Here is a 22,394-nt window from a genome sequence, read left to right as displayed (position 1 = left end):
CGGGTGAGCCGGCGCTGCTCTCTTAGCGTCCGCCGGTGATCTTCCGGCGCCGCTGTTCCTGGGCCATCGGCCCGTACGGGTAGACCCCGACGCGCGGCCGGCTCACCTCACCCAACCGCGCCAGCTCCTCCCCGGTCAGCACCACGTCGGCGGCTGCCAGGTTGTCGGCCAGCTGCTGTGTGCTGCGGACGCCCAGAATCACCGAGGTGACCGCGGGCTGTTCCGCCAGCCAGGCGAGTGCCACCTGGGCGGCGCTTGCGTCGTGTTGTCCGGCGATCTCGTTGACGGCGTCGACGATTTCCCAGGTCCGCGGGTCGGCGTTCCTGGCCTCCCAGGCCTCCATGCCCCGCTTCGGGTTCTCGCCCAGCCGGGTGGCGCCCGCGGGCGGCTGGTCCCGCTTGTATTTCCCGGAGAGCCAGCCCCCGCCCAGCGGCGACCAGGGCAGCAGGCCGATCCCGGCGTCGAGTGAGGCCGGCACAATTTCCGACTCGATCTCGCGGACCAGCAGGCTGTACTGCGGCTGCAGCGTCACCGGCGGGTTCCAGCCGTGGGACCGTGCCACGTGCACAGCCTTGGTCAGCTGCCAGCCGAGGAAGTTGGAGAAGCCGTAGTAAGCAATCTTCCCGCTGCTGACCGCGTCGTTCAGGAAACGCAGGGTTTCTTCCAGCGGCGTGATGGGATCCCAGGCGTGCAACTGGTACAGGTCGATCTGCTCAACGCCGAGGCGGCGGAGCGAGTCATCCAATGCGCGGTTGAGGTGCCGGCGCGAGGTGCCGACGTCGTTCGGTGCCTGGCCCATCGGGAAGCGGCCCTTGGTGGCGAGCACCACCCGGTCGCGGGCGTCCGGGCGGCCGGCGAACCAGCGGCCGATGATCTCCTCGGAGACCCCGGCTGAGTACACGTCGGCGGTGTCGATGAAGTTTCCGCCCGCCGCCAGGTACTCGTCCAGGATCGCGTGGGACTGTTCCTCCGTGGCCTCCGCGCCGAAGGTCATGGTGCCAAGCGCGTAGTTGGAAACGACGGCGCCGCTGGCGCCCAGAGTGCGGTATTCCATGGGACTCCTCAGTCTTCGGTGGGGGTGGTGCGCAGCGAGTGGTAGTTTCGCCAGCTGTGTTCCGGCGCGTAGCCCAGGACGCGCTTGGCTTTCTCGATCGAGAGCAGCGTCTCGTGCTCGCCGAGTTCTTTGACCACTTTGACGTCCGGGAACACCTCTGCGGCCAGTTCGGCGCTGGAGCGGCTCATCACGGTGTCCTGGTTGGCGATGACGAACGCCTCGAAGCCGGGTTCGACGTAGGCGAGTGCCCGCGCCACAGCCTGGGCGCCGTCGCGGCCGTCGATGTAGCCCCAGAGGTTCCATTTGCGCAGCCGGGCGTCGGCGTCAAAGGAGGGGAATTCCTCGTAGTCCTCCGGGTCCATCACGTTAGAGAAGCGCAGGGCGGTGATGCTCAGCGCGGGGTCCCAGCGGGTCAGCTGGATGGCCATCTGCTCTTCGAGGTGCTTGACCAGCGAGTAGGTGCTTTCCGGCCTGGCCGGGTATTCCTCGTCCACGGGAATGTACGGCGGGTCGACGTCGAACGGCAGTCCCAGCACCGTCTCACTCGAGGCATAGACAATCTTCTTGATGCCGGCACGGCGCGCGGCCTGGAAGACGTTGTAGGTGGCGAGCATGTTGTTTTCAAAGGTGGCCGCGTCCGGGGCGAGGCCGGGGGCCGGAATGGCCGCCAGGTGGACGACGGCGTCAAAACCTTCGTGCCGGTCATCGAGGCCAAGGATGACGTCCACCACCTGCCCGTAGTTCCGCAGGTCCACGCGGGTGAATCCCGGGTCCCGCTCCCCCGTCTGGTCCAGGCAGGTGACCTGGTGGCCGTCGGCGCGGAGCCTACGGACCACGTTCCTGCCAAGCTTCCCGTTTCCTCCGGTGACTGCAATTCTCATCAGGTTCTCCTCGTTGGTCGGGTCGCTGCCGTGCCTCCACCCTAACGGGCGGCGTCGGCAGCGCACCGAACACGCACGGCGGGCAAGGGCTGCGGTGACCTTTGGCCCTAGGCACTGCGGGGACGGGCCGGGAAGGTGGTGCCATGACTGCAGACCAGCGGATTGTCGTGGGCGTGGACGGCTCGGAATTCTCCACGACGGCCCTCCGGCTCGCCGGCCGGATGGCCGCCAGCCTGGACGCTCCGCTGGAGGTGATCACGTGTCTGGGCACCTCTGACTATTTCTTCGCATCCCGTCTGCCGGAGGAGCGCACTGCCTCCACGGAAGAGCTTGAAGAGACCGCCAAGCGGCTGCTGGAGGAGTCGCTGGAGCGCGCTTTCGGCAGTGCCCGTCCGGAGCGGCTCAGCCGGCAGGTGAAGTTCGGGCCGCCGGCCAAGGTACTGATTGAGGAGAGCAACGACGCGCAACTGCTCGTCGTGGGACGGCGCGGCGGGGGCGGATTTCTCGCGCAGGTGATGGGTTCGGTCAGCGGCGCCTGCGCGGCCCATGCCCATTGCCCGGTGCTGGTGGTCGGCCAGGAGGCCGGCGAGCGCCAGTTGAACGAATGAGTGCCGTCCGGGAGACCGAGTCCGCGCGCCGGGCACCGTTTCCGGCCCGGCTGAAGGGCCCGTTCGCGGCAGTGGCTGCCGCCGCTGCGGCAGCAGGGTACGTTCTCGCGTTGCGCCCCTGGCTGCTGCGCTGGGGAGCCACGGCGCAGGAAGCTGCTGGGCCGCTGCCGGGTGATGAGCTGGTGCCCACGCCCCGCCTGCAAAGCACCCGGGCGGTCAGCATCAGCGCTCCGCCAAGCGACGTCTGGCCGTGGCTCGTCCAGATGGGTTCCGGGCGCGGCGGGATGTACAGCTATGACTTCCTGGAGAATGCCGTCGGCCTTGACATGCACAGCGCCGATCGGATTCTGCCGGAGTTCCAACAACTCGCTGTCGGCGACGTCATCCCGCTCGCCCCTGGTGGCGGTGTCCCGGTGCGCCGGCTGGAGCCCGGCGCGGTGCTGGCGCTCGGCGGGCAAATGGATCCGCGCACCCGCGAGGTAACTGGCGGTGCGAGACCGGCGACAGGGACGCGGCTGGAAATAGGCTGGAGCTTCGTGCTGCAGCCCTTAGGCGCCAGCAGTACCCGGCTGCTCTCCCGGACGCGCTACGATTACGCTCCGCTGCCGCTGGGCATCGCCTTGCGGCTGCTGCTCGAGCCGATGCAGTTTGTGATGGAGCGGCGGATGCTTCTGGGGATACGCGCCCGCGTGGAGCGCCTGCGTCCGGGCCGCACGGGGCGGCGGGCACACTGAGCGCGGGGGCTTTGTACCCTACGTCGGGTACCACGGCAGCCCTAGCCTGAGATGAGCAGAGCGGCGCGGCTGCCACCGAGTCCCCGGGAGGCGCAGGGTGCAATCGGCAAAGACGAGCATTATCGCTGGCGTGATTCTCATGGCCGTCGGCGGACTGTTGTTGCTGGACCTGCTCGGAATCCTGAAAACCGCAGCCGTCCTGCCGCCACTGATCTTCGCCGGGGTAGGCGTGCTGTTCGCGTCCCTCTTTGTCCGCAGCCGGGAGTTCTGGTGGGCCGCCATTCCCGGGTCGGTTTTCCTGGGCCTCGGCGCGGTCATCACTGCCACCCAACTCGCAGGCGCCGAGGGCGCGGGAACCTACCTGTTCCTCTTTATGGCGGTCGGTTTTGCCGCTGTCTTCTTGCGGATCCGGACCAACTGGTGGGCGCTCATCCCCGCCGGCGTGCTGTTCACCCTGGCCGTCGTCGTGGCCCTCCCGCCTGAACTTCAGGGCACGACCGTCGCCGCCGTCCTGTTTCTGGGCCTCGCAGCCACCTTCGGGCTGCTTTCCCTGGTGCCGGTCCAGCACCCCGGCGATCCCGCCCCGTCGGGCCGGATGAAGTGGCCGCTGATTCCGGCTGCCATCCTCGGCGTCCTCGGCGTCGTTTTCGCTTTCCAGGCCATGTCACTGCTCCTTGCGGTTGACTTCGCCCTCCCGGCCGCCCTGATCCTGGCCGGGATCGCGTTGCTGGTCTACGCCTACCGGACCACCCGCGGCGGCCACAGGCCGCACGGCGCTTAAAGGTTGTGCTCCTTTCCGGCGAATTTGAGTTCCCACGGCCCGATTCGAGGTTTGGCGGTTAGAATGATCAGCATGCTTACTGATCGTCCAGAGTTCCAAACTAGGGAAGGCATGACCCATGAGCACCTACCATCCTGAAAATGACCCGGCCAACCCCGACCCGCCGAAGCCAGGCGGAGGGTCCGCCCGCGACATCCACGTGGAGCGGCCCGGCGGCCAGAACGGGCAGGCGGCCGACCAGGGAGCCTCACCCAACCCTGATCCGCTGAGCGGCAACATCACCGGTTTGGAACCAGGCGGCGGCGTGCCGCCTGGCGAGACGCCGCCGGCAGAGGACCAAATGAGCGGCGACCAGGGGCACAGCGAGTAGCCCCGGACGAATCAGCGCCCTCCGTGGCGGGTGGGTCGGGGCGGATGCCCCTACCCGCCATCCGCGGCTTCGTGGGCGGTTCTCTCGTCGGGAGCGCCCTTTCCCGGGGCGCCTTCCGATGGCTCTTCAGCGTGGGAGCGGACCCCCGAAGTGCTCTCCTCGGCCTCGGTGTCCTCTCCCTCGGCGGGCGCTTCCGTGTGACGACGCTCGTTGGGCTCCGGCGTTTCAGTCATGACGAATCCTTTCGTTCCAACTTCAAGCCCCGCCTTGCATCTCCAGCGCAGGCCAAACCGTCTTCATCCTGTCCTCGTCCTCCTTGGCGGTCAAGGGTCAACGGCATGCTTGGTTCCAACGCCAGGTTCCCGGTACCCGCGGCACGCCGGACCACCGCTTCCACTGAAAAGCACAGAGGAGAATCCCATGCGCATCGTCATCACCGGAGCCAGCGGCAACGTCGGCACGGCACTGCTGACCCGGCTGCACCAGGCCCGGTCCGAAGAAGGTGCCGACCTGCAGCTCGTTGGCATCACCCGGCGCACTCCTGACCAGAATGCCGCCCCGTTCCGCGGGGTTGAGTGGCACACCCTGGACGTCGGCGAGCAGAACGACCAGCCGGCCCTGATACAGGCTCTGGCCGGCGCGGACGCCGTCGTGCACCTGGCGTGGCTGATCCAGCCGAACCACAACCGGGAACTCCTCCGCCGCACGAACGTGGCAGGAACGGCCAACGTTCTCGCCGCAGCCCGGGCAGCCGGCGTGCGCCAGGTCGTGTGCGCCTCGTCGGTGGGTGCCTATTCACCGGCCCCGAAGGACCGACGGACCCGGGAGGACTGGCCGGCGGCCGGCATCAAGGGCTCCCACTACAGTGTGGACAAGGCCGCGCAGGAGAGCCTGCTGGATGATTTCGCGAAAGACAACCCCGACGTCGTCGTGTCACGGCTCCGGCCAGCATTGATCTTCAGCGCGGAAGCCGGCAGCGAGGTGGGCCGCTACTTCCTCGGACGCGTGCTGCCCCGCCTCGTCCCGCGGAGGCCCTGGCTGCCGCTGCTGCCCATTCCCAGCGAGCTGGTCTTCCAGGCAGTGCACGCCGCCGACGTCGCCGACGCCTACTGGCGGGTGCTGGAAAAACGTGCCGAGGGCGCCTTCAACATCGCCGCCGAACCAATTCTTGATCCCAACGCGCTGGGCTGGGTCTTCCGGGCGCGGCGGCTGTTGCCGATCCCGGTCGCAGTGCTGCGCGCCGTCGTCGAGCTCAGCTGGCGTTTGCGGCTGCAGGCCACCGACGGCGGGTGGATCGATATGGCCGCCGGGGCGCCCCTGATGGACACGTCCCGGGCGCGGGAGGTTCTGGGCTGGCGGCCCCGGCGGTCCTCACTCGAGGCGCTGATGGACGTGCTCGAGGGGATGGGGGCCGGCAAGGGACGCCCGGCTTCACCTCCACTCCGGCCCCGTAAACCCTGACCGGAGCTGAGCCTAAGCCTCGTCCAGTTCCGCCAGGGCGGCACGGAGCCGCGCGCCGGCGTCGTCGGCCACTTCACGGACCGCGGGGCTGCCGCTGAGTTGCACCATGGTTTCGGGGTCAATGGCCTGCACCGTCGTTTCGGCCTCCCCCGGGCCGCGCCGGACCACCACATTGCACGGCAGCAGGGCGCCGATTTCGGGCTCCGCCGCCAGGGCGCGGCTTGCCAGCTGCGGGTTGCAGGCGCCAAGGATCACGTACTCTCCAAGGGTCTGCGCGGCGTCCTCGCCCAGCTTGGCAGCAAAGGTGTCACGGACGTTGATCTCTGAAAGAATTCCGAACCCCTGGCCCGCGAGCGCCGCGCGCGTCTTTTCGAGGGCGTCCGTCCAGCTCATCGGCACGACGGCGGTGTAGGTGTAGCTCATCTTCACTCCTGGGGGGTTAGTCGGTTCACGGGCAGAAGGTACTGGGTGAACCAGTCCCTGGCCAGAATGGCGGCCGCGGCGAGGGTGCCGGGTTCCTCGAACAGATGGGTGGCGCCTTGAACCACGGCCAGCTGGTTGGGACAGCGCATGATGGCCTTGGCTTTCCGGTTTAGTTCCAGGACCTCGTAGTCGAAGCTTCCAACGATCAGCAGGGTCGGCGCGCGGACCGCGGACAACCTGGGCCCGGCCAAATCCGGGCGTCCGCCGCGCGACACGACGGCGGCGGTCCGGGCGGACGGTTCGGAGGCGGACCACAGTGCGGCGCCGGCACCGGTGCTTGCACCGAAATAGCCCACGGCGCAGGACGCAGTGTCCTCTCTCGTGCCCAGCCAGTCGGCGACGGAGGAGAGCCGGCGGGCGAGCAGCTCAATGTCGAACACATTTGCGCGGTTGCGTTCCTCCCCCGGGGTGAGCAGGTCCAGCAGCAGCGTCCCGAGGCCGGCGCGCTGCAGTACGCTGGCGACAAAGCGGTTCCGCGGGCTGTGCCGGCTGCTGCCGCTGCCGTGGGCGAACACCACGACGGCGCGCGCCGGAACGGGCAGGTGCAGGTGGCCCTCGAGCCTGACGCTTCGGGACGGTATCTGCACTTCCTCGTCGAGTTCCGTCTGCTCCGCAGGCAGGTCCGCCACGGAACCGGACCGCGGCGGCGACTCCTGCAGCCGCCGTGCCGCGGCGTCGAGCAACTGGATTACCTCGTCGTCCTCGGTGGGTGAAAAGTCCCGGTAGTGGTAGCCGACGGCGGAGAACTGGCGCGGTGTCGCCAGACACACCAGCTCGTCGGGTTCGCCCAGCGCTGCGAGGGTGTCCGCCGGTGCCACCGGCACGGCGAGAATCACCCTGGCCGCACCCAGTTTCCGTGCGACCCGGCAGGCGACCCGGGCGGTGGACCCGGTGGCGATGCCGTCATCGACGATCACAGCGATCCGCCCGGTCAGGTCCTGGCGGCCGCGGCCGTTCCGGAACCGCGCCACCCGGTTCTCGAGCACAGCCCGTTCCCGGTCTTCGACCGCCTTCAGCTCCTGGTCGCTGACCCTTGCCTGGGCCAGCACGTGCTCCTCCAGCACCCTGGCACCGCCCTCACCGATCGCCCCCATCGCAAGCTCCGGCTGGTAGGGCAGGCCCAGCTTCCGCACCACGATCACGTCAAGGGGCGCATCCAGGGCGGCGGCGACCTCAAAAGCGACCGGGACTCCGCCGCGCGGAAGTCCGAGGACCACGATGTCCTTGCCGCGGAGGTCCGCCAACCGCCTCCCCAGCTGCCGCCCGGCGTCGACCCTGTCCTTAAAGATGCTCATTGTCTTGGCTTTCAGATCGGGCGGCGGCCGTCGGGCGCCCCACGGCGTGCACCACCGGCGTGCGCTGCAGGGCCGGGCATGGAACCAGCCGGGCCGCTTCCTCTCACTATCCGTCACGACTTTCGGGGATGTGAGGGCCCTTGTACCCGGTTTCCCCTGCGCGGCGCAGGCCTCCCGCGCCGCGGTGCGAGCGGTGCCCGGCGGGCGTGGCGGCTGACGGAACCCGGAGCACTGAAGCGCGCTGCGCGCCGGGCCACGTGGTGGTCCTTGCCCCGGCGCCGCACCCGCGGCAGGGCCGGGGCGGCGGGCTGCTGGGCCGCGCGGGCGAAGAACCACTGCTTGGCCAGCTCCACCAGCACCAGGTATACGACGATCATGCCCAGCAAGGCCAGAAAGAACGGGACGGGCAGCGGGTCAAAGCCGAGCACGGCGGCCAGCGGTGACAGCGGGAGGAAGATGCCCAGGGCCACTACGCCCAGTGATGCGCTCAGCAGTCCGGCCGACGGCCGGCTGCGCAGGAACGGCACCCGGCGCGTCCGAATGGCAAAGATGATCAGCGTCTGGGTGGCAATTGACTCGATGAACCAGCCCGCCCGGAACTCCCCCGGGGCCGCGTCGAAGACGAACAGCATCAGGGCGAACGTCGCGAAGTCGAAGACCGAGCTGATCGGGCCGAAGAGGAACATGAACCGCCGGATAAAGGAAATGTTCCAGTGCGCCGGAGCCAGCAGTTGTTCCTTGTCGACCCGGTCACCGGGGATGGCGAGCTGGCCGGTGTCGTAGAGCAGGTTGTTGAGCAGGATCTGCCCGGGCAGCATCGGCAGGAAGCTCAGCACGACGGATGCCGTGGCGGCGCTGAACATGTTCCCGAAATTGCTCGAGGTACCCATCAGCACGTACTTGATCGTGTTGGCGAAGATCCGCCGGCCCTCCATCACGCCGTCGGCCAGCACGCCGAGGTCTTTATCCAGCAGCACGACGTCGGCCGCGTCCTTGGCGACGTCCGTGGCGCTGTCCACAGAGATGCCGATGTCCGCCTGGTGCAGTGCCAGCGCATCATTAACGCCGTCGCCCATGAACCCGACCGCGCCGCCGCTCTGGCGCAGCAAGCGGATGATCCGCGCCTTCTGCTCGGGTGAGACGCGGGCGAAGATGCTGGCTTCCCGTGCGGCGGCGCTCAGTTCGGCGTCGGACATGGCCTCGGTTTCGGCACCGGTGAGTGTCCCGCCGGAGAGCACGCCCAGTTCGTCGCAGACCCGCTCTGCGACCTTGGCGTTGTCGCCGGTGGCGATCTTGACCGTGATGCCCAGGGCCGCAAGCCGGTCCAGGGACTCGCGTGCATTGACTTTGGGCGGGTCGAGGAAGACCAGGAAGCCGGCCAGCTCAAGGGCCGTTTCGTCAGCGGCGGTGATGTCGGTCAGGCCAGCGGCGGGCCTGGTCGCCACCGCCACCACACCGGGATCCGGCGTCGAACTGCTTGTCCAGCAGGTCCTGGACCTGTGCGGGGGTCGGGCCGCACAACGCCAGGACGTCCTCCGGTGAACCCTTGGTGATGATGAGGGCGGGGTTGCCGTCATCCCGGACCAGGACACTGGTCCGGCGCCGCTGATGGTCGAAGTCGATCACGTCCAGCCGTTCATACCGCACGGGTTCGAAAGCGGCGGCGTCCGGGGACTGCCAAAGCGCCGCGTCCAGCGGGTTTTGCCCGATGACGGTGCGCTGCGCTTCCATGTAGTCCGCCTCGGTGGCGAGCAACCCCAGAGTGAACACCTGCTGTGCCGACATGCCGGCGGCCACCGGCAGAGCCGCCGAAAAACTGATCCGGCCCTCCGTCAGGGTGCCGGTCTTATCCGTCACGAGGATGTCCATATCGCCGAGGTCCTCGATGCAGACCAGCCGCTTGACCAGCACTTTCCGCTTCGCCAGCTGCCGGGTGCCGGTCGCCAGGCTGGTACTGACGACGGCGGGAAGCAGCTGCGGCGTGATGCCGACGGCGATCGTCAGGGAGAACAGCAACGACTCGATCACCGGGCGCTGCAGGAGCAGGTTGGCGAGGAAGATGAGCGAAGTCAGCACGATGGCCACCTGCAGCAGCAGGAAGGAGAACCGCTTGAGTCCGAGCTGGAATTCCGTTTGCGGCTGCCGCTCCCCCAGACCCAGTGCAATCCGGCCGAACTCGGCGCGGCCTCCGGTCGCCACGACCACCCCGGTGCAGCTGCCGGACTGGATCACGGTGCCCATGAACATGCAGGAAGCCAGGTCGGCCAGCGTGGCGCCCTCCGCTACCGGTGCCGGGTCCTTGGGGACCGGCAGTGACTCCCCGGTCAGAATGCTTTCATCGCAGAGCAGGTCCTTGACCGTCAGCACGCGCACGTCGGCGGGGATGATGGCGCCCAGGCCCAGCTGCACAACATCGCCTGGCACCAGGGCGGTCACGTCCACTTCACTAACGGTCCCGCCGCGGACCACGACGGCGGTGTGCGTGACCCGTGAGTGCAGCGCCTCGGCGGCGCGCTCGGCCCGGAATTCATTGCTGAACCCCAGGCCGACGCTGACGAGCAGGATCACGCCGATGACCACGGCGTTGGTGGCGTCCCCCAGGAACAATGACAGCCCGGCAGTGATGAGCAGCAGGATCAGGATAGGGCTTCGGAACTGCCGGCCGAGGACAGACCAGCCGCTTGCCTCATGGCTCCGGACCGCGTTCGCGCCGAAAACCCCGAGCCTGTCCTTGGCCTCCGCTTCGGACAGTCCGGCGGGGGAAGTCCCGAGCCGGTCGAGCACGGCGGCTGCCGGGGTGCGGGCTGCGTCGGTGATGGACAATGGCAGGGCCGACTCCGTTACTGCGAGTTGTGACATACAGGATCCGTCCCTATCCCTCGAGTTACCGCTTAGACTACGACCGGCCACGCCGCGAGTCATTGGTTGTGAAACATTTCCCGCCGGCACGCGCGGGGCTGCCCGGAATTTGTGCACTGGCGCCTGCATTGGCCAGGGCAAGATCCCGGCGAAGGCCTGTATATACTTTTTCCCGGTACGGTTTAGCAGAAGGCCGTTGGATAGTTTTTTGATCCGGCTTTCTGACTGCTACCGTCGCCATACTCCGCGCTGTGGGGCAGCAGGTCGCCGGGTCGAAGAGACCGAGTGAAACGGCATCAACAAACAGTGGCAACCGAGTCATCAGCAACATCGATCAATGAGCACATGAACCAGCTTGTGCTCAACAGCGCCGACGTTGAGGAATTCCTCTGCGAGCTGGCGCGGGCATCGGCCCGCAGCCTTTCAGAGCCCGGCGACGAAATCCTCTGCGGGGTTACACTGCTCCGTCAGCGGAAGGCAGCCACCGTGGCCAGCAGCAGCCCGGCCGCGCAGGCCATGGATGAGATCCAGTACGGCTTCAGCGACGGCAGCCCCTGCGTCACGGCCGCCCTAGAACAGACCGCCGTGCACGTTGAAGACCTCGAAGCCGAAGAGCGCTGGCCGGATTTCGCGGCCACCATCCGGGAACACGGCATGCGGTCAATTTACGCTGTCCCGTTCCTTCTGGACGGTGAAACCAGGGCGGCCTTGAACCTTTACTCACACCGCCCGCACCGCTTCGACGAACCGGCGCGTGAGCTGGCAGGTACCTTCGTGAACCAAACCTCCATGGCGGTTCGCTTGGCCGTGCGCTTTGCCCACTTCAGCGAAACTGCCACCGACCTCAAGGCGACGCTGGAGACGCGGACCGGAATTGACGTCGCGGTCGGCATCATCATGGCGCAGAACCGTTGCAGCCAGGACGAAGCCTTCGAACTGCTCAAGGCGGCGTCCAGCGCGCGTAACGTGAAGCTGAACGTTGTCGCCGCCGGAATTGTGGATGCCTTGGGCCAGGGTCCCGCGCGGACCCACTTCGACGGCTAGTGCGCCCGGCCGGCGTCACCACCCCGGGCGGCCGACGCAGGGGCGGGAGGAGCGGACGCGGCCGCTTCCGCCAACACCGTGCTGATGGTGAGCTCGTGGGCGAGGATCCGGAAGTGGCCGCCGGTGTCCAGCTGCACGTTCCGCGCACCGGGAAGGACACTGCCCTCCGGAATGTGCGGGTCGAAAAGCCCGTAGATGGACGTGACCCTTTCGTTGACCCTCTGCTCCCGGGACAGTTGCAGCGTCACCGCGTTGCGCGGAGACAGTGCCCGCAGGCTCGGCAGGAGCATGAACCCGGCGTACCGTGAGCCGGAGAACGGCGAGGCGACGGCCACCATCCGGACCAGCCGCCGGTCCGGATCCAGTGCCATCATGGTGTACTTGCCGATCAGTCCGCCCTTGCTGTGGGCCACGATCAGGGTGTCCGTGAGGTCCCGGTCGCGGAGATAGTCGGCGATCAGGGCGGCTGCTTTAGGCACCGCGAGGCGGTTGCGCTGCAACACAGTGACCACGTGCACGGGATGCCCGGCGTCGTGGAGGCTGCGGATCAGGGGCAACATGAAACGCCAGTCCTCGAAGATGCCGGGGATGACGACGACGGGCCGGCCGGTGCCGCTGAGGAACTCATCGGAGCTGACTCTGGAGGCCGCGCTGCGCAGCTGCCGGCCGACGGCATAGACGTAGTCCTTGGCCCACCAGCCGGCGATCTGGAGAAGGCTGCTCACGAGGTGTACTCCTCCGCTGCGCTTCCCGGGGCACCGACGCCGGCGAAAGCAAGGATGGTCTGCGCAACTTCGACGGCCCTGTTGTGCTGGACGACGTGGCCGGTGCCCTCGATCTCCAGGCACCGGGCGTCGGCCGCCCGCGCCGCGAGCCGGTGGCACCAGTTCGCCGTCGCCACCGGGTCGTGTTCGCCGCGCACCACAAGGATGGGGGACGTGACGCCCCGGATTCTGTCCTCGATCCGGTAATTCAGCATCAGCCGCAGGTTCTTGAGGTACCAGACCAGCCCGCAACGAAGATAGTCGGTGAGGACCAGGGCGTTGGAGGAAGGGCTCTCGAAGAACAGGCAGTCCCGGCCGAGCGACAGGGCTTGCTGCGCCACGGTGCGCCGCTCGTCGTTTACCACCGGGCCCATCAGCACGACGTGAGGAATCCGGTGTGGCTGCTGCAGCGCGGCTTCAATTGCAAACTGCGTGCCCATGGAATGTCCGACGAAGACGAACTCCAGCACTCCCAGCTGCTCAAGGGCACCGAGGATGTACGTCGCGTGCTCGGCCACGCTCAGCGTGTGTGCCGGCGTAGGAGTGGCGGCGAAGCCGGGCAGATCGATCGAGTAGGTGTCGACCGACGCCGCCAGGTGCCGGTGCAACCGTTGCAGATACCGGTGCGAGACGCCGATCCCGTGGACCAGGACGACCGCAGGCGCCGCCGATGCAACGGCCGCCGGCCGCCGGGAGGCGAAGACGTGGCCGACGTGCCCAGCAGCCTCAACCACGATGCGTTCAGGCTTGGTCCTGGTGGATCTCATCTGGTAAGCATACTGAGCGCTTGGCTCCAACCCGACATCGAGCTGTTTCACCGGCCCCGGAAGCCAGGAGGTCTCAGCCAGACGCAGGTCCCAGTGCATCAGGAGCGCTGGTCGAGTCCGGGCTTGGTTCCTTGAGCTCAACGAAAATCGCGTGCGTGTCGGCGTCGCCGGTATTTTCGCCGGAATGGGACTGCGCGGGCAACCAGCGAGCCAGCCCGGCGGGAAGCTCGACGTCGACCTCCCGGCCGTCGGCTGAGAGTCGCCGGCGGAAACTGCTCAGGGTGACCATCACGCTGTCCGGGTGCGAGTGCGTCACGGTTTTATCCCCTGGGCGGTCCAGGTACTCCAACACCCGCACGCGTTCGTTTTCAAACACCACCCGGTACAATTCGGGGTTTGTCGCCACCGGATCCTGGTTCATGCCGGAACTCTAGTCCCCGCCCGGGCCCGGCGCCATCCTCACCCCCTCGCCTGTACCTTGCTGCCGGCGCGGCTGTAACTTGGGTGGAAGCACCGGAGTGGAAATCCATCCCAGGCCAACGTCGGAGGAACATATGAGCAACAAGCCGATTGAACCGGAAGACATCGTGAGCGACGGGGTCGAGGAGGGCTCCAAGCCTGTTCCCCGCGACGGGGGCAGCGCAGAAGGTGCGCCTACGCCGTCGGGCCCTGCCGAAGGCACAACGCCGGCAACGGGAGATACGCAGAAGGTGCCTGGACCGGCCGAGGAGCAGGACGAAAAGACCGCCGACGACCGCGGCCTCACCACGGACACCACTCCGGACTGACAACTTCGGACTGGCAGCCCCGGCAACAGCGCAGGCCGGGCCACCTGTACGGGGCCCGGCCTGCGCTTCGGAGGCGGCTACGCCGTGGCGGGCGCGATGTTAACCAGCCAGTCCACCCCGAACTTGTCCTTGCACATGCCGAAGGTGTCGCCCCACGGGGCTTTCTCCAGCGGCATGGTCACCGTGCCGCCGTCGGACAGCTTGTCCCAGTAGGCGCGCAGCTCCGCCTCGTCGGCGCCGCTGAGGGACACCGAGAAGTTGTTTCCGGGTGTGAAATCCATGCTGTTGGGCGTGTCCGCCCCCATCAGCACGAAACCCTTCTCCCCGGTCAGCATCGCGTGCATGATCTTGTCCTGCTCGGCGGGATCATCGCTGGCGTTGAACTCGGCAAACGTGCTCATGTTCAGCTCGCCGCCGAACACAGACTGGTAGAAGGTCATGGCGTCCTTGGCGTTGTCGCGAAAGCCAAGGTACGGGTTAAGGGTGGTCATATCGGGGACTCCTTGGTAGCTGACGGCTGCGGGGCAGACGGACGGCAACGCTAGGACCTGCGCCGCTTACACGGCATATCCTGCCCGAAAACGGCGACGCTTCATAGGCCCCGCCAAAGGGAACCGGCAGCCGCGCGGGCGGTGTCGCGCGCGGCTGCGGCCCGTGGCCTAAGCGGTCTGCCCGGCGTGCTCGCCTTCGGCGATTTCTTCCAGCAGCTTGTCGTTGAACGCCGGCAGGTCGTCCGGGTTGCGGCTCGTCACGAGGCCCTGGTCAACAACCACTTCCTCGTCCGACCAGTTGGCGCCGGCGTTCTTCAGGTCTGTCTGGAGCGTGTGGTAGGAAGTGAGGCTGCGGCCGCTCACCACGCCGGCATCGATCAGCAGCCACGGCCCGTGGCAGATCGAAGCCACCGGCTTGTGCTGCTCAAAGAAGCTGCGGGCGAAGGCCTGGGCGCCCTTGTCGACGCGGAGGTGGTCCGCGTTCACGACACCGCCCGGGATCACCAGAGCGTGGAAGTCGGAGGCGTTCGCCTGGTCCACAGTCAGATCGACGTCGAAAGTCTCGCCCTTGTCCGTGCCGTCATAGCCCTGCAGCTTCCCGCTCTTGGGGGCAACGAGGGTCGGCACGCCGCCGGCTTCCTTGACCGCGTTCCACGGACTGGTCAACTCGACCTGCTCAACGCCGTCCGTCAGTAGAAACGCGACTTTCTTGCCTGAAATGTTGTGCTCCGACATGTGTCCTCCTCTAGCAACGCGAGGGTCCAGCAGCCGTCCGGCCGCGTCCCACGCGGAGAAATTGGTGCCTTACAGGATTAACTGTAGGAAGCCGCGAAATAATAAGCAAGCTGATGAAATGTCCCGTTTTTTAGGTCGGCCGACCTGGATCTGCTGGCCAGAGGCGAAGTTCCATGGTTAGGCTGGCGGTATCCAGAGCCTCACGACTAGGAGTAGGACATCATGGACGAACGGGACATCCTGCAGCGCATCACCACCCTGGTGGACGAGGAACGAGAGCTCCGCGAGCGCGGCGAGTCTGCGAGCCCGGACCACGACCATGTCCCGGACCGGATTCGACTCCAGCAGCTCGAGGAGGACCTCGACCAGTGCTGGGACCTGTTGCGGCAGCGGCGGGCCAAGAAGCAGTACGGTGAGAATCCGGACGATGCCGAAGCCCGGCCCGTTTCGCAGGTGGAGGACTACAAGAACTGAGCGAAGGGGCGGCAACGGTGCGCGGCACCGCGCTCCGTTCCCCCGGGCAGCCGCTTACGTGGGCAGCCTGCCTATCTGAGCAGCTCGACGTCGGACACCAGCTCGATGTGGGCCATCATGGCCGCGGCCGCACCGGCGCCGTCCTGCGAGCGGATCGCCTCCGCGATCTTGCGGTGCGAAGCGATCGACTGTTCAGGCCGCCCGGGCTGCCCCAATGATTCGAGCCGGGTCTCCAGGATCATTTCGGCGATGAATGCCATGAGTTGACCCAGCACCGCTGAGTGGGCCGCCGCCGTGACCGCCTGATGGAACAGCTCATCGCCGCGCGCCCCCTTGGAACCGGCCGCCACTTCCTCCGTCATCACGGCGATGGCCGCGTCGATCGCCCGCATGTCCTGGTCAGTGCGCCGGGCGGCCGCCAGTTCGGCGAGCTTGACCTCCAGGGTGCTCCGGGCTTCAACAATCTCAGGAAGCCGGCTTCGGTGTTCCCGGAGTCCCTTGATCACTGCGGGGACATTCGGACGGTAGACCAGCACCGCACCCGTGCCGTGCTGGACGTCAATGACCCCGAGCACTTCGAGCGCTACCAGCGCCTGCGCCAGCGTCGCGCGGGAAACGCCGAGCCGTTCGGCCAGGTCCCGCTCCGCCGGCAGTAGGTCGCCGGGTCCAAGGTCCGCTGCCTCGATGAACTCGAGAAGTTGGGCCACAAGCTGTTCGTAGAGCCGCGGCCTGGACACCCGGCCGATCTCCGGACCCTCTGACTTCTTTGCCATTCGCCCTCCCCGCCTTGCGCTGCCGCCATCCTATCGCAGAGGCGTATTGACAAACTCACCTACAGTCTAAGAGGCTAGGCCAGTAGTCCTGTTATTCACATCACATTACCCGGAGGAACAAAGATGTCCGCTCCCGTGCTTTCCATCATCATTCTGGCGGTGATGTTCCTGCTGGCCACGGTGCTGCCCCTCAACATGGGCGCGCTGGCCTTCGTCGGCGCGTTCCTGCTCGGCTCGGTCTTTCTCGGCATGTCCACCACGGAGATCCTCGCGAATTTCCCCGGTGGGCTCTTTCTGACAATCGTCGGTGTCACGTACCTCTTTGCCATCGCGCAAAACAACGGCACCATCGACCTGCTGGTCCGGGCAGCGGTGCGGATGGTGGGCAACAGGGTGGCCCTCATTCCGTGGGTGATGTTCGCCATCACCGCTCTGATCACGGCCGTGGGCGCACTCTCGCCGGCCGCCGTCGCCATCATTGCGCCGATCGCCCTCAGCTTCGCCGCGAAGCACAAGATCAACCCGCTCATGATGGGCATGATGGTCATTCACGGCGCCCAGGCCGGCGGCTTCTCCCCGATCGCCGTCTACGGTGTCACGGTCAACGGCATCATCGCCAAAACAGAACTCGCAGCCAGCCCGATGGCGATCTTCCTGGCGAGCTTCTTCTTCAACCTCGTCGTGGCACTCGTGCTGTTCGTTGTTCTCGGCGGCAACAAGCTGCTCTCCTCCAAGACCGGCCGGTTCATCGAGCAGGCGGCGGAGACCCGCATGAACGTCAGCGTCGGCGCACGCGCAGCCGGCGTCACCCTGCAGGGCTCCGGTTCCGATATCTCCCCCGCCAGTGTGTCGGCCAAGGGCAGCGCCGGGGGCACTTCCGCTGCCGGTTCCTCCGCTGTCGACGGCGCTGCCGCAGCCGCCTCCAACGGCGCCCGGGCGACCCTGCCGCAGCTGGTCACCATCGTTGGCCTCATTGCACTGGCCGTCATCTCGCTCGGTTTCAAGGTCGACGTCGGCTTCGTCTCCATCACGATCGCCATCATCCTCGCCCTGGTCTCCCCCGAGGCCCAAAAGGGAGCCGTCAACAAGATCAGCTGGTCCACCGTCCTGCTCATCTGCGGCATGCTCACCTTTGTCGGTGTCCTTGAGGAGGCCGGAACCATCAAGTTCGTCTCCAGCGGCGTCTCCAACCTCGGCATGCCCCTGCTGGCTGCACTGCTGATCTGCTACATCGGCGGCATCGTGTCGGCGTTCGCGTCCTCCACCGCCATCCTCGCGGCCCTCATTCCGCTGGCGGTTCCGTTCCTGGCCAGTGGCGACATCGGCGCCGTCGGTGTGATCGCAGCCCTCGCCGTTTCGTCCACGATTGTTGACGTCTCACCCTTCTCCACGAACGGCGCCCTGGTGCTGGCCAACGCGCCGGAAAACCTGGACAAGGATAAGTTCTACAAGCAGATTCTCGCCTACAGCGGCATCGTCGTGGCCGCTGGTCCGGCCGTCGCCTGGCTCATCATGGTCGTCCCCGGCTGGATGTAACTGCGCCTGCCGGCCCACCGCACCCGCTGAACTGCACATCGTAAGGATCAACTCATGAGCAACGAAACCGACCGCACCACCGAAGGCCCGCTGTCCGGGTACCTCGTCGTGGACCTCAGCCGGGCCCTCGCCGGCCCGCACGCCGGCATGATGCTCGGAGACCTCGGCGCCCGCGTCATTAAGGTCGAGAACCCCGGAAGCGGCGACGACACCCGCGGCTGGGGCCCGCCCTTTGTGGGTCCTGAGGACGACCCGCAGGCTACGTACTTCCTGTCCTGCAACCGGAACAAGGAATCCATCGCGCTGGACCTGAAGAGCGACGACGGCCGGCAGGTTCTGCGGGAACTGCTGGAGAGGGCCGACGTCGTGGTGGAAAACTTCCGCCCCGGTGTCCTGGACCGGCTCGGTTTCTCGACGGCGGACATGCATGCGTTGAACCCACGGCTGGTGATCCTGTCCATCACCGGGTTCGGACACGACGGACCGGAAGCAAAGCGCAGCGGCTACGACCAGATCCTCCAGGGGGAGGCCGGCCTGATGTCCCTCACCGGCTCCGGGCCGGATGACCCGCAGCGCGTCGGGGTGCCGATCGCGGATCTTCTCTCCGGAATGTACGGCGCGTTCGGCACCCTCGCCGCGCTGCTGCAGCGCGAAAGGACCGGCACCGGCCAGGTGGTCCGGACCTCGCTGCTGTCGGCACTGATCGGGGTCCACGCGTTTCAGGGCACCCGGCAGACCGTGGCCGGCGAAGTACCGAGGGCACAGGGCAACCACCACCCTTCCATCGCCCCCTACGGCCTGTTCCACTGCCGGCAGGGCAGTGTCCAGATCAGCGTCGGCAGCGAAAAGCTCTGGAACAGTTTCGCGGCGGCATTCGGAATCGACACGAGCCGGCCGGAATTTGCCACCAACGCCGACCGGGTCCGTAACCGTGACAAGGTCATCGAGGCCGTGGAACACGCTTTCGCCGAGTACGAAGCCGAGCCGCTGCTCGCCAAGCTGAACGAAGCCGGCATTCCGGCAGGCAAGGTCAGGACCCTGGACGAGGTCTACGCCTGGGAGCAGGTCCGCTCCCAGGGGCTCGTCGTCGACGTCGATCACAAGGTGCTGGGAAACATCAGCCTGCCCGGTCCGCCGCTGCGTTTCTTCAGCACCGGCGATGTGCAGGAGACCACCCTGACCTCACACAGCGCACCGCCGCTGCTGAACCAGGACGGGGACCAGATCCGGCGCTGGCTGGAGACCGCCACTGCTCCAGATTCAGCGGCGGATGCGCCGTCCCAGGCCGGTAGTTGACGTGTTGGCGGACCAGAAAATGCGGCGTCTTGATGCCGCGGGCCTGATAGCAGCCGTGCTCGACCCCGGCTCCTTCCGGAGTTGGGACAAGCCGGTGACGGACGCGGATCCCGACCCCGGCTACCGGGCCGAGTTGGCAGCGGCGCGGGAAAAGTCCGGCGTCGATGAGTCCGTCCTGACCGGGGAAGGGCTGATCCGCGGGCGGCGGGTCGCCGTGATCGTCAGTGAGTTCCGGTTCCTTGCCGGCTCAATCGGGGCCGCCGCTGCGGAAAGAATTGTCAGCGCAGTTGAGCGGGCCACGGCCGAGGGCCTGCCCCTGCTGGCCGGTCCCGCGTCGGGCGGTACCCGGATGCAGGAAGGGACCCTCGCGTTTCTGTCCATGGTCAAGATCACCGCAGCGGTCCGCGCCCACCGGCAGGCCGGACTCCCCTACCTGGTGTACCTGCGCCACCCCACCACCGGCGGCGTAATGGCATCGTGGGGGTCCCTTGGGCACATCACAGTGGCGGAACCGGGCGCGCTGCTGGGCTTCCTGGGTCCCCGGGTATATGAGGCCTTGTACGGCACGCCTTTCCCGGAAAACGTCCAGGTGGCGGAAAACCTGTTCGACAAAGGCCTTGTGGACGCAGTGGTTTCCGCGGAGCAGCTGCCCGACGTCGTGAACCGTGCGCTGGATATCTTGCTCGCGGGCGCACCCGCCCCGGTAGCCGCTCCGGCCACGCTGGCAGTCGGGCCGGCGGAGGCCGGCGCGTGGGCGTCGATCGAGATTTCACGCAACCCGCGCCGGCCGGACCTCCGCCAGCTTCTGGCGTACGGGGCACGGGACGTCCTGCCTTTGAACGGCACCGGCCAGGGTGAGAAGGACCCTGGCTTGCTGCTGGCCCTGGCCAGGTTCGGCGAGAGGTCCTGCGTTGTGCTCGGCCACACCCGGCCGAGGCCGTCGCAGCAGACCGCCATGGGCCCGGCCTCGCTGCGCGAGGCACGGCGCGGCATGCGGCTTGCGGAGGAACTCGGCCTGCCCCTGCTGACAGTCATCGACACCGGCGGGGCGGCCCTGTCCAAGGAGGCGGAGGAAGGCGGTCTTGCCGGCGAAATCGCACGGTCCCTCCACGACCTGATCGGTCTGGGTTCGCCCTCGGTTTCGGTGCTGCTGGGCCAGGGAGCCGGTGGCGGGGCTCTTGCCCTGCTTCCGGCCGACCGGACAGTGGCCGCGCAGCATGCGTGGCTCTCCCCGCTCCCGCCGGAGGGTGCCAGCGCGATTGTGCACCGCAGTACCGAATTCGCGCCCGCCATGTCCGCGGCGCAGGGCGTCAACGTGGCAGCGCTGCACGCCAATGGACTGGTCGACCACATCATTGATGAACGTCCCGACGCTGCACTGGAAGCCAAAGCCTTCTGCCAGCGGATGGGACAGGCAATCGAATACGAGCTGTCCCTGGTCGCGGCCGCGGGCCTGGACGAACTGCTTCCGCGCCGGCTCGAAAAGTACCGGAACCTGGGCGGAGGGCCCCCGGGTTAGGGAATCAGGAAGGAAGGACGACGGCGGACATCCCGCCGTCGTCCTTTGGTTTAACATCGTTTGGCCCTGATTTTTTCTCCGTCCCGGGCCTACGATATGCACGGGGGGCGCTCGGAAGCGACAACGCTTAATGGAGGCCGCGATGAACACATTTGTCTGCACATTCTTCCGCCAGGCGCGAAAGACATTGGTGGCCCCAGGCCAGCGCGGTTCCGCGCCGGAGCCTGGTTATCCGGCGCCGGGCCGCCCCGCACGAGGGCGCTTCCTGGCGGGGCTGGCCGCCGCCGCGCTGGCCGTGGGTGGCGGAATTTCGGCAGCAGCACCGGCCGCGGCCGGGCAGGATCAGGACTACATCGTGGTGCTCAAGGACGGCACCGGCGACGCCGGGGCTATTGCTGCGGCGCACCGGGGGAAGTTCGGCGTCACGGCTTCCACGGTGTACCGGGACGCGGTCAGCGGTTACGCCGGGAAAATGACCGCCTCCCAGGCCAGCAAGCTTGCAACCGATCCGAGCGTCGATTTCGTCACCGTCGACCGACACTTCCACGAGCCGCCGGAGTCAGAGACGCCTTCCACCCAGATCGCCCCGTTGTGGTGGCAGCGCATCGGCGGGGACCCGGACGAGGCCATGAGGGCCGCCCACGTTCACCCGGGGACCGACGACGGACCCGGCGTCAATGTTGCCGTTATTGACAGCGGCGTAGACGCCACCCACCCGGACCTCAACGTCAAAGGTGGCATCGACTGCTCCTCCGGCCAACCCGTCAAAGTGGCCACCCCCATTGATGTCATGGGGCACGGGACGGCCGTGGCCGGAATCATCGGGGCCCGCAACAACGGCTCCGGCATCATCGGCGCGGCGCCCGGGACGCCGCTCTGGTCGGTGCGGGTCATGGCCGACTCCGGCACCATCAGTGAGGCAAGCCTGATCTGCGCCATTGACTGGGTCACCTCGACCCGCCGGGACAAGGACCGGAGCAATGACATTGACGTTGCCAACATGAGCATCGGCGGCGGCGGTTCCGACACGGCCAACTGCGGCAAGGGCACCGACCCGCTGCATTACGCAATCTGCCGTTCCGTCCGGGCCGGAGTGGCGTACACGGTGGCGGCCGGCAATGCCGCCTCCGACTTCGCCGGGACGGTGCCGGCCGCCTATCAGGAAGTTCTGACGGCCACGGCTATGGGCGATTTTGACGGCCGCCCGGGAGGCCTCGCCCCGAGCATCTGCAACCAGCTCGACATGGGCGCCCTCGGGCAGCGGGACGACCAGCCGGCGTTTTTCTCCAACTTCGCCGTCAACGCCCAGGACCGGCGGCATACCGTCGCAGCTCCGGGGGTGTGCGTCCTGTCCACGGTCCCCGGCGGTTACGGCGTGAACCACGGCACCAGCTTCGCCAGCCCAGCGGTGGCAGGAGCCGTCGCCCTGTGCATCAGCCATGAAACCTGCCACGGCTCGGGCGCTGACGTCACCGAGCAGTTCCTCGAGCTCACCAAGTCCTACAACCAGCGGCACCCGGACTTCGGCTTCGAAGGGGATCCGCTGCGCCCGGCAGGTTCGAAGTACTACGGCTACCTGACCCAGATCACCCGGTATTAGGCTCCGGACCAGGGCCGGCCTGGTTCGGCCCGTTTCGACGGTCTTCTGCCAGTTCGGTGGCTCGAAACGCCGGGTGCGCCC

At 67.3% G+C, this 22,394-nt stretch carries 25 protein-coding genes; 12 read left to right on the top strand and 13 right to left on the bottom strand.

All coding sequences use genetic code 11. The features are described from left to right. Window positions 1-22: 22 nt before the first annotated feature. Together QFZ61_RS05770 and QFZ61_RS05765 are read right to left on the bottom strand one after the other, a co-directional pair. A complete protein-coding gene (locus QFZ61_RS05770) occupies window positions 23-1,054 on the bottom strand; it encodes an aldo/keto reductase (protein WP_307034163.1) in 1,032 nt (343 codons plus the stop codon). Window positions 1,055-1,062: 8 nt separating this feature from the next. Continuing rightward, complete coding sequence (locus QFZ61_RS05765; protein ID WP_307034161.1) at window positions 1,063-1,935, bottom strand: NAD(P)-dependent oxidoreductase; 873 nt, start codon at window positions 1,933-1,935, stop codon at window positions 1,063-1,065. Window positions 1,936-2,078: 143 nt separating this feature from the next. On the opposite strand from QFZ61_RS05765, the gene QFZ61_RS05760 reads away from it, so the two are divergent. The 4 genes from QFZ61_RS05760 to QFZ61_RS05745 all read left to right on the top strand — a co-directional run bounded on the left by QFZ61_RS05760 (window position 2,079) and on the right by QFZ61_RS05745 (window position 4,428). Continuing rightward, window positions 2,079-2,543, top strand: a complete 465-nt coding sequence (locus QFZ61_RS05760; RefSeq protein ID WP_307034159.1) for a universal stress protein — start codon at window positions 2,079-2,081, stop codon at window positions 2,541-2,543. Then, window positions 2,540-3,277 (top strand): SRPBCC family protein, encoded by a 738-nt coding sequence (locus QFZ61_RS05755; protein ID WP_307034157.1) that lies wholly within the window; start codon window positions 2,540-2,542, stop codon window positions 3,275-3,277. The genes QFZ61_RS05760 and QFZ61_RS05755 overlap by 4 nt, the downstream gene beginning before the upstream one ends. Window positions 3,278-3,416: 139 nt before the next feature. Continuing rightward, window positions 3,417-4,058 (top strand): hypothetical protein, encoded by a 642-nt coding sequence (locus QFZ61_RS05750; RefSeq protein WP_307038017.1) that lies wholly within the window; start codon window positions 3,417-3,419, stop codon window positions 4,056-4,058. Window positions 4,059-4,176: 118 nt separating this feature from the next. Next, window positions 4,177-4,428, top strand: coding sequence for a DUF6480 family protein (locus QFZ61_RS05745; RefSeq protein ID WP_307034155.1), 252 nt, complete (start codon window positions 4,177-4,179; stop codon window positions 4,426-4,428). 50 nt (window positions 4,429-4,478) lie between these two features. On the opposite strand, the gene QFZ61_RS05740 is transcribed toward QFZ61_RS05745, so the two are convergent. Beyond that, a complete protein-coding gene (locus QFZ61_RS05740; RefSeq protein ID WP_307034153.1) occupies window positions 4,479-4,661 on the bottom strand; it encodes a hypothetical protein in 183 nt (60 codons plus the stop codon). A 187-nt stretch (window positions 4,662-4,848) separates the two neighbouring features. Between QFZ61_RS05740 and QFZ61_RS05735 the strand changes: the two genes are divergently transcribed. Further along, window positions 4,849-5,889, top strand: coding sequence for an NAD-dependent epimerase/dehydratase family protein (locus QFZ61_RS05735; protein WP_307034152.1), 1,041 nt, complete (start codon window positions 4,849-4,851; stop codon window positions 5,887-5,889). A gap of 12 nt (window positions 5,890-5,901) precedes the next feature. Here QFZ61_RS05735 and QFZ61_RS05730 read toward each other — a convergent pair whose 3' ends face one another. From QFZ61_RS05730 to QFZ61_RS05715, 4 genes are all read right to left on the bottom strand, one after another. Then, a complete protein-coding gene (locus tag QFZ61_RS05730) occupies window positions 5,902-6,312 on the bottom strand; it encodes a DUF302 domain-containing protein (protein WP_307034150.1) in 411 nt (136 codons plus the stop codon). A 2-nt stretch (window positions 6,313-6,314) separates the two neighbouring features. Continuing rightward, entirely contained in the window at window positions 6,315-7,667 is a 1,353-nt protein-coding gene (locus QFZ61_RS05725) for a phosphoribosyltransferase (RefSeq protein ID WP_307034148.1), read from the bottom strand. Between the two features lie 113 nt (window positions 7,668-7,780). Continuing rightward, a complete protein-coding gene (locus QFZ61_RS05720) occupies window positions 7,781-9,112 on the bottom strand; it encodes an HAD-IC family P-type ATPase (RefSeq protein ID WP_307034146.1) in 1,332 nt (443 codons plus the stop codon). Then, the gene (locus QFZ61_RS05715; RefSeq protein ID WP_307034144.1) at window positions 9,066-10,526 is read right to left on the bottom strand and encodes an HAD-IC family P-type ATPase; all 1,461 of its coding nucleotides are present in this window, start codon (window positions 10,524-10,526) and stop codon (window positions 9,066-9,068) included. Before QFZ61_RS05715 ends, QFZ61_RS05720 begins: the two co-directional genes overlap by 47 nt. A gap of 306 nt (window positions 10,527-10,832) precedes the next feature. On the opposite strand from QFZ61_RS05715, the gene QFZ61_RS05710 reads away from it, so the two are divergent. Further along, the gene (locus QFZ61_RS05710) at window positions 10,833-11,570 is read left to right on the top strand and encodes a GAF and ANTAR domain-containing protein (protein WP_373427131.1); all 738 of its coding nucleotides are present in this window, start codon (window positions 10,833-10,835) and stop codon (window positions 11,568-11,570) included. Here the strand turns inward: QFZ61_RS05710 and QFZ61_RS05705 are convergent. The 3 genes from QFZ61_RS05705 to QFZ61_RS05695 all read right to left on the bottom strand — a co-directional run bounded on the left by QFZ61_RS05705 (window position 11,567) and on the right by QFZ61_RS05695 (window position 13,522). Continuing rightward, window positions 11,567-12,295, bottom strand: coding sequence for a triacylglycerol lipase (locus QFZ61_RS05705; protein ID WP_307034140.1), 729 nt, complete (start codon window positions 12,293-12,295; stop codon window positions 11,567-11,569). The two genes, QFZ61_RS05710 and QFZ61_RS05705, sit on opposite strands and share 4 nt — an antisense overlap. Further along, window positions 12,292-13,101 (bottom strand): alpha/beta fold hydrolase, encoded by an 810-nt coding sequence (locus tag QFZ61_RS05700; RefSeq protein ID WP_307034138.1) that lies wholly within the window; start codon window positions 13,099-13,101, stop codon window positions 12,292-12,294. Before QFZ61_RS05700 ends, QFZ61_RS05705 begins: the two co-directional genes overlap by 4 nt. A 73-nt stretch (window positions 13,102-13,174) precedes the next feature. After that, window positions 13,175-13,522 carry a cupin domain-containing protein gene (locus QFZ61_RS05695; protein ID WP_307034136.1) on the bottom strand — a complete coding sequence of 116 codons (348 nt, stop codon included), beginning with the start codon at window positions 13,520-13,522 and terminating at the stop codon, window positions 13,175-13,177. A gap of 133 nt (window positions 13,523-13,655) precedes the next feature. Here QFZ61_RS05695 and QFZ61_RS05690 point away from each other — a divergent pair, with 133 nt between their 5' ends. Then, on the top strand, window positions 13,656-13,889 hold the full coding sequence (locus QFZ61_RS05690) for a hypothetical protein (protein ID WP_307034134.1): 234 nt from the start codon (window positions 13,656-13,658) through the stop codon (window positions 13,887-13,889). A gap of 77 nt (window positions 13,890-13,966) precedes the next feature. Here the strand turns inward: QFZ61_RS05690 and QFZ61_RS05685 are convergent, their stop codons facing one another. After that, window positions 13,967-14,380 carry a VOC family protein gene (locus QFZ61_RS05685; RefSeq protein WP_307034132.1) on the bottom strand — a complete coding sequence of 138 codons (414 nt, stop codon included), beginning with the start codon at window positions 14,378-14,380 and terminating at the stop codon, window positions 13,967-13,969. 168 nt (window positions 14,381-14,548) lie between these two features. Next, on the bottom strand, window positions 14,549-15,115 hold the full coding sequence (locus QFZ61_RS05680; RefSeq protein WP_307034130.1) for a type 1 glutamine amidotransferase domain-containing protein: 567 nt from the start codon (window positions 15,113-15,115) through the stop codon (window positions 14,549-14,551). A 222-nt stretch (window positions 15,116-15,337) separates the two neighbouring features. Here QFZ61_RS05680 and QFZ61_RS05675 point away from each other — a divergent pair, with 222 nt between their 5' ends. Beyond that, the gene (locus QFZ61_RS05675; RefSeq protein ID WP_307034128.1) at window positions 15,338-15,589 is read left to right on the top strand and encodes a DUF2630 family protein; all 252 of its coding nucleotides are present in this window, start codon (window positions 15,338-15,340) and stop codon (window positions 15,587-15,589) included. Window positions 15,590-15,660: 71 nt separating this feature from the next. Here QFZ61_RS05675 and QFZ61_RS05670 read toward each other — a convergent pair whose 3' ends face one another. Then, window positions 15,661-16,362, bottom strand: a complete 702-nt coding sequence (locus QFZ61_RS05670; RefSeq protein ID WP_307034126.1) for a FadR/GntR family transcriptional regulator — start codon at window positions 16,360-16,362, stop codon at window positions 15,661-15,663. 123 nt (window positions 16,363-16,485) lie between these two features. Between QFZ61_RS05670 and QFZ61_RS05665 the strand changes: the two genes are divergently transcribed. From QFZ61_RS05665 to QFZ61_RS05650, 4 genes are all read left to right on the top strand, one after another. Beyond that, entirely contained in the window at window positions 16,486-17,898 is a 1,413-nt protein-coding gene (locus QFZ61_RS05665) for an SLC13 family permease (RefSeq protein WP_307034124.1), read from the top strand. Between the two features lie 54 nt (window positions 17,899-17,952). Further along, window positions 17,953-19,194: a CaiB/BaiF CoA-transferase family protein gene (locus QFZ61_RS05660; RefSeq protein ID WP_307034122.1), complete on the top strand. Its 1,242-nt coding sequence runs from the start codon at window positions 17,953-17,955 to the stop codon at window positions 19,192-19,194. A 19-nt stretch (window positions 19,195-19,213) separates the two neighbouring features. Continuing rightward, window positions 19,214-20,713: a carboxyl transferase domain-containing protein gene (locus QFZ61_RS05655; protein WP_307034120.1), complete on the top strand. Its 1,500-nt coding sequence runs from the start codon at window positions 19,214-19,216 to the stop codon at window positions 20,711-20,713. A gap of 142 nt (window positions 20,714-20,855) precedes the next feature. Beyond that, entirely contained in the window at window positions 20,856-22,313 is a 1,458-nt protein-coding gene (locus tag QFZ61_RS05650) for a S8 family serine peptidase (protein ID WP_307034118.1), read from the top strand. The last annotated feature ends 81 nt before the right edge of the window (window positions 22,314-22,394 follow it).

The organism is Arthrobacter sp. B3I4 (genome assembly GCF_030816855.1).
Classification (GTDB): domain Bacteria; phylum Actinomycetota; class Actinomycetes; order Actinomycetales; family Micrococcaceae; genus Arthrobacter.
Note: the sequence above shows the minus strand (reverse complement) of the source record. Positions and strands in the feature narration are given on the sequence as shown.